This is a genomic window from Longimicrobium sp. (assembly GCF_036280135.1).
Lineage (GTDB): Bacteria > Gemmatimonadota > Gemmatimonadetes > Longimicrobiales > Longimicrobiaceae > Longimicrobium.
This window is the reverse complement of sequence record NZ_DASURI010000998.1, coordinates 1-12030: the sequence shown is the minus strand read 5'-3', so window position 1 is coordinate 12030 and position 12030 is coordinate 1. Positions and strand designations below refer to the sequence as shown.

12 protein-coding genes are annotated in these 12030 nt (G+C 70.5%); 5 read left to right on the top strand and 7 right to left on the bottom strand.

The features are described 5' to 3' along the window. Together VFZ20_RS32045 and VFZ20_RS32040 are read right to left on the bottom strand one after the other, a co-directional pair. On the bottom strand, positions 1-493 hold a 493-nt coding region (locus tag VFZ20_RS32045), incomplete at its 3' end, for a patatin-like phospholipase family protein (protein WP_414682967.1). Between the two features lie 325 nt (positions 494-818). Beyond that, on the bottom strand, positions 819-2231 hold the full coding sequence (locus VFZ20_RS32040) for an alkaline phosphatase PhoX (RefSeq protein WP_329688054.1): 1413 nt from the start codon (positions 2229-2231) through the stop codon (positions 819-821). 32 nt (positions 2232-2263) lie between these two features. Between VFZ20_RS32040 and VFZ20_RS32035 the strand changes: the two genes are divergently transcribed. From VFZ20_RS32035 to VFZ20_RS32025, 3 genes are all read left to right on the top strand, one after another. Then, on the top strand, positions 2264-3190 hold the full coding sequence (locus tag VFZ20_RS32035) for an SDR family NAD(P)-dependent oxidoreductase (protein ID WP_329688053.1): 927 nt from the start codon (positions 2264-2266) through the stop codon (positions 3188-3190). A 278-nt stretch (positions 3191-3468) separates the two neighbouring features. Next, complete coding sequence (locus VFZ20_RS32030; RefSeq protein ID WP_329688052.1) at positions 3469-3774, top strand: GIY-YIG nuclease family protein; 306 nt, start codon at positions 3469-3471, stop codon at positions 3772-3774. Positions 3775-4073: 299 nt separating this feature from the next. Beyond that, on the top strand, positions 4074-4319 hold the full coding sequence (locus tag VFZ20_RS32025) for a hypothetical protein (RefSeq protein ID WP_329688051.1): 246 nt from the start codon (positions 4074-4076) through the stop codon (positions 4317-4319). Positions 4320-4396: 77 nt separating this feature from the next. Here VFZ20_RS32025 and VFZ20_RS32020 read toward each other — a convergent pair whose 3' ends face one another. Next, positions 4397-5059 carry a hypothetical protein gene (locus VFZ20_RS32020; RefSeq protein WP_329688050.1) on the bottom strand — a complete coding sequence of 221 codons (663 nt, stop codon included), beginning with the start codon at positions 5057-5059 and terminating at the stop codon, positions 4397-4399. A 292-nt stretch (positions 5060-5351) separates the two neighbouring features. On the opposite strand from VFZ20_RS32020, the gene VFZ20_RS32015 reads away from it, so the two are divergent. Beyond that, positions 5352-6491: an FAD-dependent monooxygenase gene (locus VFZ20_RS32015; RefSeq protein ID WP_329688049.1), complete on the top strand. Its 1140-nt coding sequence runs from the start codon at positions 5352-5354 to the stop codon at positions 6489-6491. Positions 6492-6788: 297 nt separating this feature from the next. Here VFZ20_RS32015 and VFZ20_RS32010 read toward each other — a convergent pair whose 3' ends face one another. From VFZ20_RS32010 to VFZ20_RS31995, 4 genes are all read right to left on the bottom strand, one after another. Beyond that, on the bottom strand, positions 6789-7637 hold the full coding sequence (locus tag VFZ20_RS32010) for a GSU2403 family nucleotidyltransferase fold protein (protein WP_329688048.1): 849 nt from the start codon (positions 7635-7637) through the stop codon (positions 6789-6791). Continuing rightward, the gene (locus tag VFZ20_RS32005) at positions 7637-8656 is read right to left on the bottom strand and encodes a type IV toxin-antitoxin system AbiEi family antitoxin (protein WP_329688047.1); all 1020 of its coding nucleotides are present in this window, start codon (positions 8654-8656) and stop codon (positions 7637-7639) included. Before VFZ20_RS32005 ends, VFZ20_RS32010 begins: the two co-directional genes overlap by 1 nt. A gap of 130 nt (positions 8657-8786) precedes the next feature. Then, positions 8787-9905, bottom strand: coding sequence for an AI-2E family transporter (locus tag VFZ20_RS32000; RefSeq protein WP_329688046.1), 1119 nt, complete (start codon positions 9903-9905; stop codon positions 8787-8789). Between the two features lie 158 nt (positions 9906-10063). Further along, complete coding sequence (locus VFZ20_RS31995) at positions 10064-10465, bottom strand: hypothetical protein (RefSeq protein ID WP_329688045.1); 402 nt, start codon at positions 10463-10465, stop codon at positions 10064-10066. A 315-nt stretch (positions 10466-10780) separates the two neighbouring features. On the opposite strand from VFZ20_RS31995, the gene hslO reads away from it, so the two are divergent. Then, a complete protein-coding gene (hslO, locus tag VFZ20_RS31990; protein ID WP_329688044.1) occupies positions 10781-11680 on the top strand; it encodes an Hsp33 family molecular chaperone HslO in 900 nt (299 codons plus the stop codon). Positions 11681-12030 lie beyond the last annotated feature (350 nt).

Below are 12030 nucleotides of genomic sequence, written 5' to 3'. Positions count from 1 at the left end.
CGATGCCCAGCCCCGGCACGCAGCCCAGCACCGCCGCGGCGGGAAACCGGCTGATCAGCCGGCCCGGCGTGCTGCGGCCGCGCAGTCCGGCCGTCGCCACGTCGAACAGCGCGTCCGTCCCTGGGCCCGGCTGAAAGAGCGCGAACAGGTGGCTGCGGTCCGCCCCCTCCTCCGAACCGCCCAGCCATGCGGGCAGCTTTGCCAGCTCGCGAAATCCGTGGTTCGCGTCCCTGCCGTCCCCGCGGTGGATTCCGCCATCGCGGCGCCCCAGCTCCGCGGCCGCCGTCGCCGCCGCCGCGATGGCCCCCGCCGACGTCCCGCCGATGCAGCGAAACCGGTACGTCTTCGCCAGCTCGCAGACGGCCAGCGGATACACCACGCCGCTGGTGATGCCGCCCTTCATCACCACGTCGCATTCCAGGTGCGCCTGGTCGTAGTGGCCCTGCTCCAGCGGCAGTTCGGGTGCGGCGGACGGCAAGACGGCTGTGCTCATGATGAGGTGAGGAATCGGGGATGGATGAACCTGCGGATGAGAACCAGGAGTTTGTGGCGGGTTCCGCGCGCGCGTCAAGCGGCTCGATGGCTGCTTCCCGCGCTGCTTGGATGGGCAGGTTCTCCCGGTTTCCCCTGGAACGCGCGGTACCCGGAGCAAGGGATGAACGTCGTGCTATCCAACCTCCCAAGGGTTTTTTGGGGAGGTGGGCGAGCTCCGCGAGCCCGGAGGGGGCGCTCGCGGGGAGGTCGCCACACGCGGCGGCTCCTCGGGATGACGCGCTCGAGGGCCGGCGGACCGGCTGAGGAATGCCCCCGCGTGCGGATCAGAGCGGGCCGCGGCTCCAGGGGCCCCAGAGCGCGTAGGTGCCGCCGGAGAGCGTGGCCGCCGCGGCGGCGCGGGTGCCGCCCTGGATGTTGAAGAAGAGCGTCTGCCCGTTGGGCGAGAAGCACACGCCCGCGAACTCCGGCGACGCGGCGTCCGTGCGCACCACGTCGATCAGCTCGCCGCCGGGCGTGAGCGCGCGGACGTACTGCTCCGCCAGCCCGTCCTCGCAGATCATCAGCCCGCCGCGAGGGCTCAGGCACAGGTTGTCGGGGCTGTCCAGCACGTCGCGCGACGGCGACTCGAAGAGCAGCGTCAGCACGCCGTCGTCCGCCCCCGTGGGCCGGTACGACCACACCTGCCCCGCGCGCACTTCGCCGCCTTCCGTGGCGTCGAAGTAGATGTTGCCCTGCCCCGCGAAGCATCCCTCCAGCCGCTCGAACATCGCCCCGCCCTTCAACCACCCCTGCTGAAAGACGGCGGACACGTTGGTCTCCGCCTCCGCCGGGTCCGCGTCGTCGATGTCCACCCAGTCCACGGCCATGGGCGCGCCCACCGTCTGCCCCGTGAACGTGCGGTACCGCGGACGATCCTTGATCCGCAGCATCTGCAGCCGTCCGCCTTCCGCCAGCCGGCCGGGCACGCGGGGGATGAAGCGGTAGAAGCCGGCGCCGCGCCCCGCCGCGATGGCGGGGTCGTGGCGCACGTCCTCCGTCAGGTAGACGATCCCCGTCTCCTCGTCGACGGCCAGCGCCTCGTGCACGAACCGGCCGAGCGCCTTGAGCGGCACGGGCTCCACCTCGTCGTCCGCGTCGGCGGGCACCTCGAAGCAGTAGCCGTGCGCCCGCTCGAAGCCGGTGGCTGGGCCCGCCGTCGTCTCCTCGCACGAGATCCAGCTGCCCCAGGGCGTGCGGCCGCCGGCGCAGTTGACGTGCGTGCCGCTCAGGCTGACGAACTCGCGGACGAGCTCCACCTCGCCGTCGTCGCCCTGGTGCAGCTCCAGCGTGCTCGTTCCACCGCCCGCCCGCCGGTCGTACGCCCGCGCGCCGGCGCCCAGCACGCGGGCCACGTCCGCCGCATCGGCCACCTCGTGGTTGCGCACCAGGCGCACGGTGCCGCGCGTGCGCCCGCCGAACGCCGCCATCCCGTCCACCCCGTACTTCACCTCCCACGCCGGATTCACGAGCGACGGTGCGCGCGTGGTGCTGAGCTTGCGGACGCGAAAGCCCTGCGGCACCCACAGCTCCGGCACCTCGGCGCTGCGGACGAGCGGGCCGTAGCCGTCCGCGCGCGGCACGGGGCGCACGGACGCGGACAGCGACGAAAGCCCCAGCAGCGACGGGGCAAAGGCGCCGCCACTCAGCGCGGCGGCGCGGCGCAAAAAGGCGCGCCGGTCGATCATCACGGGATCCATCGGGTCGGTCTCGGGATGCGGATAGGATGTGGATGACGCAACTTGGAGCCGGCCGCGGCGCGGGGTCAACCGTCCGCGCGTACCGGTTCGACGACGATCACGGGGAGGGGGCAGTGGCGGACGAGGAGCGGATGGACGGACGCGTCTGCGTGGTGACGGGCGCCACGGCAGGGATCGGGCAGGCGGCGGCCACGGCGCTGGCCCGGCAGGGCGCCACGGTGGTGCTGGTCGCGCGCAGCGCCGAGCGGGCGCGGCGCACGCGCGAAGCGGTGATGGGGGCCGCGGGGCACGACCGCGTGGACGTGGTGCTGGCGGACCTGGCCGTGCAGGCGCAGGTGCGCGCGGCCGCGCGCGAGATCCTGGACCGCTACCCCGCCGTGCACGTGCTGCTGAACAACGCGGCCGTCTACACCAGGCGGTTCGAGACGTCGCCGGACGGCATCGAGATGCAGCTGGCCGTGAGCCACCTCGCGCCCTTTCTGCTGACCAGCCTGCTGCTGGACCGGCTGCGGGCCAGCGGCGCGGCCCGGGTGGTGACCATGAGCTCCGGCGCGCACCACGGGGCCAGGGTGCCGTGGGACGACCTGGAGATGCGGGAGCGGTACAGCGGGCTGCGGCAGTACGCGAACACCAAGCTGTACAACCTGTGGATGACGCGCGAGCTGGCGCGCCGCGTTTCCGCGGGGGAGGTGACGGCCAACGCCATGCACCCGGGCGTGGTGGGCACGGCGCTGCTGTTTGGCGGGTTCGCGCCCATCCGGCTGCTCAAGCCGTTCCTGCGCACGCCGGAGCAGGGCGCGCGCACGGCCGTGTGGCTGGCGTCGTCGCCGCGCGTGCGGGAGGTGACGGGCGGCTACTGGCAGGACGAGCGCCCCGCCCGCAGCAGCGCCTTTTCCCAGGACGCCGACGCCGCCCGCCGCCTGTGGGAGATCAGCGAGCGGATGACGGGGCTGGCGTAGGGCGCGAAGCGCGCTTCCGCGTCGCCCAGCACCCTCCCCTGCTGTCATTCTGAGGTCGATCGGCGCTTGGCGATTCCATCCCGCGCGAGGACTGTCGGCGCCGATCGGCCGAAGAATCGGGTCGCGCCGCGCCCGGTACTCGCCCGTGCACGGGCCCGCCGTTCCCCGCTCCAGCGCCGATCCTTGCTTCACCGCGTGCGCTCCGCCCACGTTTGTCACGCATCCGGCGTCAACGCGTTTTCCGCCTGACCGCATCTTCGCCTGCACTCGGACGAGCGATGCACCACAACTACTACGTCTACCTGCTCGCGAGCGCCAAGCACGTTCTGTACGTGGGCATGACCAACAATCTGGTGCACCGTGTCGCCCAGCACCGGCAGCGACTGACTCCCGGATTCACCAAGCGATACAACGTCGATCGCCTGGTGTACTTCGAGCACACGCACGATGCGAACGCGGCGATCGCGCGCGAAAAGGAGATCAAGAGCTGGGTGCGAGCCAAGAAGGTGCAGCTGATCGAGACGATGAACCCGTCGTGGGATGACCTGTACGAGTCAATTGCGTTCCCGAACATGCTGGTATGACTAACCCTTATGGGCATGGTATTTCGCTCGGGTGAGAGACACAGCGAGTCGGTCGGCGGGGCCTCGGCACCACGTTTGGGCAACCCGGTTCTTCGGGCGGCGCCCACAGGATCCAGAACGGGATGGATCCAGCCGGCGCCTCTCTCAGAATAACAGTGGGCGGGGCCTACGCCCCAACAGAACGCATTGTTCGGCTCACGCCCGACGGCGAACGTCCTTGTTGTGATTTACGGCGGATACAGGTATCCTGTGCGCGTTGTTGCAGTCCACACCCCCACTTTCCCCATCCAGGACGCACCATGCGGAAGCTGAAGCTCAAGCTGGACGATCTGAAGGTCACGGCGTTCGAGACGGCCGACATGCCGCAGGGCCGGGCCGGCACCGTCAAGGCGCACGTCACCGCGCCCGCACAGACCAACCAGCTGTTCCCCTGCGGCGAGCCCTTTACGGAGCAGTTCTCCTGCGCCTATACGGCGTGCGGCGACCCCGGGTGCTCCAACATGAACACGTGGTGCGCCAACTGCACGGACTGGGGCTGGGCGTAAGCAGCGTTCCGGGAGATACGAAGCGGGGCGGCCGACAGGCCGCCCCGCTTCGCGTTTCTGGCTTCGCAGACCCTGGATCAGCGGCGCTTGGCCATGCTGAGCGCCGTGAACTCCAGCGGCGTCAGGCCGGGCGACTCGCGGAACAGCTCCAGCAGCTCGCGGCGGCGCTCCACCTCCGGCGCGTCCAGGCCGGGCACCTCGATCAGCCGGCGCAGCGCCGCCTCCACCGCCTCGCGCGTCTCGTGCTGCAGCGACAGCATGGACAACCCGCTGAACGGAAACCGGTCGAAGTTCTCCGCCAGGAACTCGCGCAGGGCCGGCCCGTGCCGCAGGTGGAACATGATGCTGCGGTCAATGCCGCGCACCGGGTACTGCGGAAACGTGGCCGAGTGCATCAGCGCCGACGCGAAGTTGTTCAGGATGAGCTCCGCCATGGCCCGCACCTCGTCGTGCGACGCCGCGTCTCCCGGCTTCCACGCCACGCCCTCGTAGAAGTACGGCCGCAGGTAGGGCCGCTCCACCATCAGCCGCACGTGGTCCGACGTCTCGGTGATGGCGCGCTGGATGAGCTGCAGGTCCGGCTGCTGCTGGGCCAGCTCCAGCTGCCGCACGGCCGTGCCGATCTGCTCCTTGGCGATGTTCAGCTGCTTGGTGAACACGGTAAAGTTCAGCAGACCCACCATCACCAGCAGCATCGTGCCGATGAACCCCAGCACGCCGATCCACGTCTCGATTCCCATCCGTCTCCGCCTCCAATGCTCGCACGCGCCGGCACACATGCGCCGGCGCGTGCGGATGAATCCCCATCGTCCGATCTCCGGCGTCCGATGCGTCCCGGCCAGTGCCGGATGGCACGCGTACCATCCGCCGCCCCGCGTGTTCCGCCCCGTCCGCCGATCCCGCATGGCGCGTGGGGAAAGCTCCCACGCGCGGGATGGGGATCCTCCCGTGATGTGTAGGGCGTGGCCCCATTAGCTTGCCCATCACGCCCCGCGCAGGCCGGGGCGCCACATTGAACGCGGAGCGGGACCGATGCTGGACGCGGGCGCGCCGGCCATCGTGGTGGGCGGGGGGATCGGCGGGCTGTCGGCGGCCATCGCGCTGCGCCGCGCCGGCATCCAGGCCGAGGTGCACGAGCGAGCGCCGGAGCTGCGCGAGGTGGGCGCGGGCATCAGCCTGTGGCCCAATGCCACGCGGCAGCTGCGCGCGTGGGGGCTGCTGGACGAGGTGCTGCGCCGCGGCTTTCGGCTCGCCGCCGGCGACCTGCGCGACCCGCGCGGCCGCGTGCTCACGCGGATGAGCCTGCCGCCGGCCGACGCGCCCAGCGTGCTCATTCACCGCGCGGACCTGCACGCCGTCCTGGCCGACGCGCTGCCGCCCTGGGCCGTGCGCACCGGCGCCGAGTTCCGCGCTCTGCGCGAGACGGCGGAAGGCGTGGAAGCGGATTTCGGCGACGGGGGCACGGAGACGGGGCGGTTCCTCGTAGGCGCGGACGGGCTGTGGTCCGCCGTGCGCCGCCAGCTGCTGGACGACGGCGAGCCCGTGTACCGCGGCTACCCCGTGTGGCGCGGCGTGGCGCCCGCCGGGTCCGCGGAGTGGCCGGGGCTGACGGAGACGCTCGGACGCGGGCTGCGCTTCGGGATCGTGCCCATCGGCGGGGGGCGCGTGGCATGGTGGGCCACGGCCAACGAGCCGGAGCACGCGGATGACGGGACGGAGGGCCGCAAGGCCAGGCTGCTGCGCCTGTTCGGCGACTGGCACGATCCGATTCCGCAGCTCATCCAGGCCACGCCGGACGGCGAGATCCTCAAGAACGGCACGTACGATCGTCCGCCCGTGCGCCGCTGGGGCCGCGGCCGCGTGACGCTGCTGGGCGACGCCGCGCATCCCACCACGCCCAACTTTGGCCAGGGCGGGTGCATGGCCATCGAGGACGCGGCCGTGCTGGCCCGCTGCCTGGCCCGGACGGACGACGTGCCCGCCGCCCTGCGCGCGTTCGAGGCGCAACGCTACCGCCGCACGGCGTGGATCACGCGCGAGTCGCTGCGGTACGGGCGCGTGGCGCAGTGGCAGCGCGCGGGCGCCGTCCGCCTGCGCGAGACGCTCTTTCGCCTGACGCCACCGTCGCTCACGAGCGCCACTCTCGCCCGCATGTTCGCCTTCGAGGCATAGGTCCGGCGTCGGGAAAGCAACACCAACTGCATTTTCTCACGCAGAGGAAGCAGAGGCAGCAGAGTACCCCAGTCCACGCGCAGGCAGGGGACTCTGCACGTTTGCCCGTTACGTGAGAATGAGGCGTCCGGACCTCCTTGTTTCCCTTCGTGTGGCTCCGTTTCCTCGCCAGGAAACAATCCACGTTCCAGAAAGACTCCCGCATGATACAAAGAACCCCGGCTCCGCCACGGAACCGGGGTACTCTGCTGCCTCTGCTCCCTCTGCGTGAGAATGCCGTTCCGTGTCGGGAGAGAATCAGCGGACGGGCAGGAGGTCCAGCAGGTCCGCCAAGCGACCCCGGAACTCCGCGAGCGCCGCGGCTTCGGACGGCGTGGCGTCGCGCTCGCGCAGGGCGGCCACGGCTTCATTCACCTCGCCGGGATAACCGCCGTTGACGGCCAGGCGCAGGTTGTTGCCCGCGCTTCCGATCTCTCCCGCGGCGCGGCGATCGCGTGCCATCTCGCGCAGGTCCTGCTCCAGCCGCGCCATCACCTCCTCGCCGGCCGCGGCTACGTCCCGCAGGTACAGCAGGTCCTTGGAGCGCTTGCCGCCTCCCTCCCCGTGCGCCGACCGCCGGCAGAACGTGCAGGCCTTGTTGACGACGTACGCGCCCAGCCAGGGCACGTGCACGTCCAGCAGCGTCTCGCCCCCTTCCGTGGCCACGGGGATGCGGACGGGGCGGCGGTAGCGGCGCATCAGCTCCAGCCCCGGCAGGCTGATGGCGCGCAGGCCCGCCTGCGCCGCGACGGGTACCGCGTCGCCCTGCTGCCGCGCCGTGCCCGTGTGCGGCACGAGGAACTCGATCATCTCCCCCGCGTCCACGTCGCCCATCCACACCGCCGCGCCTCCGACGCTCCCGGACGGGCGGAAGCCGCAGCCCCGCAGGATATCAGGGATGGACGGGCGCGCGCCGGGCGGCAGCGGCCGGTCCACGAGCACGTCCACCTCCACGGTGAGCGACGTCCGCCCTTGCCAGCCCGCGAACCCGCCGTACCTGCGATACAGGTACGGCACCCATCCGCCGATCACCACCACGTCGTCCAGATAGGCGCGCAGCTCCCACAGCACGCGGCGCAGGGCGGGCTCGTAGTGCGATCCGTCCATCAGTTCCCCAGCCCGCGCGCCGCCAGGATGTGCTCCGCCTGCTCAATGCCGCGCAGGGGGTAGTGCCACAGGTCCAGCACCAGCTGCGTGTCGCTCACCACGGGCAACCCGTCGACGACGCGCACACCTTGCCAGACGGAGTGCCTGTAGTACGGCTTGATGAGCACCAGCCGGCCGTCATCGGCGGGCGGCCAGCCTTCGCGGTGCGCGATCTGATACAGCTCGGCCGCGCTCTCGGCGCCGACGTACGCGTGCACGCGCTCCCACGACGCGTGCGGCGCCACGCGCGACGCGCCCGCGTGAAGGGTGAGCGCCCAGCGCCGGTCGCCGAACACGCCCGGCAGGCGCTTGAGAAAACGGGCGACGTCGCCGATGGGCGCATGGAACGCGGCCATCTCGTTGCGCTGCCAGTCGTACGCACGGGCCCAGCGACGCAGAAGCGCGCGCGGATCAAGGATGCGCACGGGCGCGCGGCCGGCCGGCGCCTCGGCCAGACCCTCCAGCGCCAGCCGGCGCACCACCTTGGACGCCGTCCCGGGCGACACACCGGCCTCGGCGGCCAGCTCGCGGATTCCCCACGCGCGCTCCGGCTGGTCGAGCAGCGCACGTACGAGCAGCGAGTTGCGGTCGGAGAACGGGTTGCCGACGGCGGGCACGGCGGGCGGCCGCGGCACCTCGATCCCTTCCCGGTCCACGAGCAGCCAGGGCGTGACCAGGTGCACTGCGCCGTCCAGGTCCACGAAGCTTTCCTCGCGCTTGCGCATGCCCATGACGACCTGCTCATCGGCAGACCGAAGCACCCACAGGACGCGAGTTTTGACCCTTACGCGAGCCGGCGCCCCGCTCCATTCCCGGACGATGAACCGGGTAGACAGGTTCGCCGCGCGCTTCAGCACGACCGACGCCTCGCCGTCCCGCGCGGGCTCGGCTTGGACGCGGGCCTTGCCGCCCAGCGCCTGCTCCAGGATCCCCACGGCTTTCCGGACGGGAGCGGAGAGATCGTTTCCTGTTTTCGTCATCGTTTCCTCCTCAGGAAACAATATCATCAGCAGGAAACAATACATCAAGCCCCCTCACGCAGAATCCCCCGATTCCGCCACGGAACCGGGGTACTCTGCTGCCTCTGCTCCCTCTGCGTGAGAAAGCCGTTCAGTCCTTCACGACGGGCGCGATGCGGTCGCGGTCGGTGTCGATGGCGCGCTCCACCCACAGCACCTGCACCACCGTCCACGTCAGCATCACCAGGGGAATGGCCAGCAGGATCCCCAGGAACCCGAACAGGCTGCCGAACAGCACCAGCCCGAACAGCGTGACGAACGGGTGCACCTCCGCGTTGCGCGACATGGCCCACGGGGTGATGAGGTTCGCCTCGATCTGCTGGATGGCCAACGCCGCGATGGCCGCGAACATCGCCTTTTGCGGATCGTCCAGGAACGCGATCAGCACGGCCGTGAGCCCGCCCACCCACGGGCCGAACAGGGGGATGAACTCCACCAGCCCGTTGAAGATGCCCAGCACGATGGCGTTGGGCACGCCGATCACCAGGAACGCCGCCGTGCTCAGCAGCCCCACCCCCAGCATGGCCATGCCCGTGCCCTTGGCCCACCCGATCAGCCGCTCGCCCAGCAGCTGAAAGATGCGGTACCACGCCAGCCGCACGCCGTTGGGCAGCACGCGCAGCATGGGCGTGAGCAGACGGTCGTTGGGGTTGGCCAGGGCGAACAGGCCCCCAAAGAACAGGATGAGGGGGATGAACAGGATCTCCAGCAGGCTGGCCGCCTGCCCCATCACGTTGCTGGCGCCGGGCGACTTGCTCTGCAGCAGCTTTTGCGGATGCGGGATGTCCACCTTCATCCCCGTGCGCCGCTGGATCTCCTGCTCCCACTTGCCGATCTGCTGCTCCAGCGCCGGCCCCGTCTGCACCACGCCGCGCGCCTGCTGTATGATGAGCGGCGTTCCCCACGCCAGCAGCGCCACCACGCCGCCCACCACCACGATGCCCACGCCCGCCGCCAGCCAGGTGCGCTTTACGTGCAGCAGGCGGCGCAGGCCGTTGAGGATCACGGCCAGGATGGCGGCCGCGTAGCCCAGCAGGAACACCTGCGTGAGCGGGTCCCAGTAGCGGTAGACCAGCGCCAGCAGAAAGGCCAGGCCAATGGCGCGGTACACGTGCCCCGGCGTGATGCGGTCCGTCTCGCGCGTGCGCGAGACGACAGCGTCGGCGGGGACGGGCGCGGCGGCCTGCGGCGGCGGCTTGTTGTCGGACATGGGATCGGGGTCCCGGATGAGCTTCGGATCCTGCGCTTCCGGGGCCCGCGGGGGCAAGAGGCGCGCCGGATCATCCCGCGATTCCGCGGATTGCCTTCATCGACGTCGCCGGAACGAACGCGGCCCCGGACGATCGTCGTCCGGGGCCGCTGCCGTCCTCATTCCTTGCGCCGCCTGCGCTGCTGCGGCTGGCCGGCTTCCGCGTCGAACTCGGCGTTGAGCAGCTTGCCCAGCCACTCCTGGATCCGGACCGCCTCGTCGGGCAGCTCGTCCGGGTGGCGCGCGGCCAGCTCGAACACGAGATCCACGATCTCCCGCGCCTTCTCGCGGTCCGCCGGCAGCATCATCTTGAGCTGCGGCAGCGCCCGCGCATGCCCGTCCACCGGCTTTTCCTGCACGTAACCGCTGGGGTGCAGTTCCAGGAACTTGGATCCGTACAGTTCCTGCTGGCGCTTGTGCGGATCCTTGGTAATGCCTTCCGCGAACTTGCGCAGCGTCTCGGGGACGACGCCCCACTCCTTGGCCAGCGGCCGGTAGGTGCGCAGCTTGGCCTGCTCCACCACGAAGTCGCGAAGGACCTCGAGGGGGATGCGCGCCGGGTTGCGCGTATACGGCGGATCGCCGGACGGGGGCCGACCACTATGGCCACTTGGGTTAGGAGGACACACGCCATGATAAATCAGGCAAGGTAGACGGTCAAGTGGTCAAAAGGGCCACGCTCCACAGCGGCCAGCGCGCGAACAGGTTTTGCGGATTCCGCGCGCGGGAACCATCTGCCCAAATCGTTGTACCGAAGCAGGTTGCGCCGCGGCCGGCGAAAACGGATCGCACGGGGCCGCGGCTCTGTTTATTGGGGAAGGGGCAAGGCCCGGACGATGACGACGACGAACCACACCGACTACCTGGTGCGCGCCACGGCGCTGGACGAGCGCGTGCGCGCCTTTGCCCTCAACGCCACGGGCGTGGTGCAGGAGCTTCAGCGCCGGCACGACACGTATCCCGCGGTCACGGCCGCCCTGGGGCGCACGGCCATGGGCGCGCTGCTGCTCTCCGCCTCCACGCTCAAGGAGCCGGACCAGGTGCTCACGGTGGACGTGCGCGGCAACGGCCCCGTGCGCCGCGTGATGGTCACGGCCGACGGGCGCGGGCAGGTGCGCGGCTTGGTGGGCGACCCGCACGTGCACGCCGACAGCACCAACGGCAAGCTCAACGTGCGCGGCGTGGTGGGCACGGAAGGCTACCTGGCCGTCACCAAGGACCTGGGGATGCGCGAGACCTACCGCGGCATGGTGGAGCTCGTCTCCGGCGAGATCGGCGACGACCTGGCGTACTACATGGCCAAGAGCGAGCAGACGCCGTCGGCCGTGGGCATCGGCGTGTTCGTGAACCCGGACCTCACGGTGGAGGCCGCGGGCGGGTACCTGGTGCAGCTGCTGCCCGGCCTTTCGGACGACGAGATCGGGGCGATCGAGCAGCGCATTGCCGCCCTGCCGCACCCCACGCAACTGCTGCGCGAGGGCACCACGCCCGAGCAGATGCTGGAGCGCATCTTCCCGGAGGGTTACACCTTTGGCGACCGGCAGGACGTCACCTTCCACTGCCCGTGCTCGCGCGAGCGGTTCGAGGCGGCCATCGTGAGCCTGGGCCACGAGGAGGTCACGCGCATCGTGGAAGAAGAGGAGCAGCCGTACACGGAGGTGGTCTGCCACTTCTGCAACGAGACGTACCACTTCTCGCCGGACGAGATGCAGGCGATCCTGGCGGCCGCGCGGTGATGGGAAGTGCGTGAGTGCGGTAGTGCGTGAGTGCGGAAGTCGATTACGGCGAACGGGCCGGCCCCAGCAGCGGGGCCGGCCCGTTCGTCATCTACACGAAGGACGCTGATCCCGAGAAGGTGCTGCCAACCTGCCTTTCACAGAGGAACCCGGGAAGCGTCATCCTGACAGCGAATCCCGAATGGGTTTGAAGTGGTTTCCCGCCCATGCTGTCATTCTGAGCGAGGAAGGCGCCCGGCGCGGTCCATCCCATCGCATGGAGCCGTGGGCGCCTTCCGACCGAAGAATCTGGTCGGGCCGCGCACAGACCTCGCCCGTGCTGGACTCCTCGCGCGAACTCAGCGCGCGGG

What these genes read in the sequence shown, in the direction of transcription:
- VFZ20_RS32005 (WP_329688047.1), bottom strand. Translation starts at nt 8,656, where the DNA reads ATGACGAAAACAGGAAACGATCTCTCCGCTCCCGTCCGGAAAGCCGTG.
- hslO (WP_329688044.1), top strand. Translation starts at nt 10,781, where the DNA reads ATGACGACGACGAACCACACCGACTACCTGGTGCGCGCCACGGCGCTG.
- VFZ20_RS32010 (WP_329688048.1), bottom strand. Translation starts at nt 7,637, where the DNA reads ATGGACGGATCGCACTACGAGCCCGCCCTGCGCCGCGTGCTGTGGGAG.
- VFZ20_RS32025 (WP_329688051.1), top strand. Translation starts at nt 4,074, where the DNA reads ATGCGGAAGCTGAAGCTCAAGCTGGACGATCTGAAGGTCACGGCGTTC.
- VFZ20_RS32030 (WP_329688052.1), top strand. Translation starts at nt 3,469, where the DNA reads ATGCACCACAACTACTACGTCTACCTGCTCGCGAGCGCCAAGCACGTT.
- VFZ20_RS32015 (WP_329688049.1), top strand. Translation starts at nt 5,352, where the DNA reads ATGCTGGACGCGGGCGCGCCGGCCATCGTGGTGGGCGGGGGGATCGGC.
- VFZ20_RS32020 (WP_329688050.1), bottom strand. Translation starts at nt 5,059, where the DNA reads ATGGGAATCGAGACGTGGATCGGCGTGCTGGGGTTCATCGGCACGATG.
- VFZ20_RS32035 (WP_329688053.1), top strand. Translation starts at nt 2,264, where the DNA reads ATGACGCAACTTGGAGCCGGCCGCGGCGCGGGGTCAACCGTCCGCGCG.
- VFZ20_RS32000 (WP_329688046.1), bottom strand. Translation starts at nt 9,905, where the DNA reads ATGTCCGACAACAAGCCGCCGCCGCAGGCCGCCGCGCCCGTCCCCGCC.
- VFZ20_RS32040 (WP_329688054.1), bottom strand. Translation starts at nt 2,231, where the DNA reads ATGGATCCCGTGATGATCGACCGGCGCGCCTTTTTGCGCCGCGCCGCC.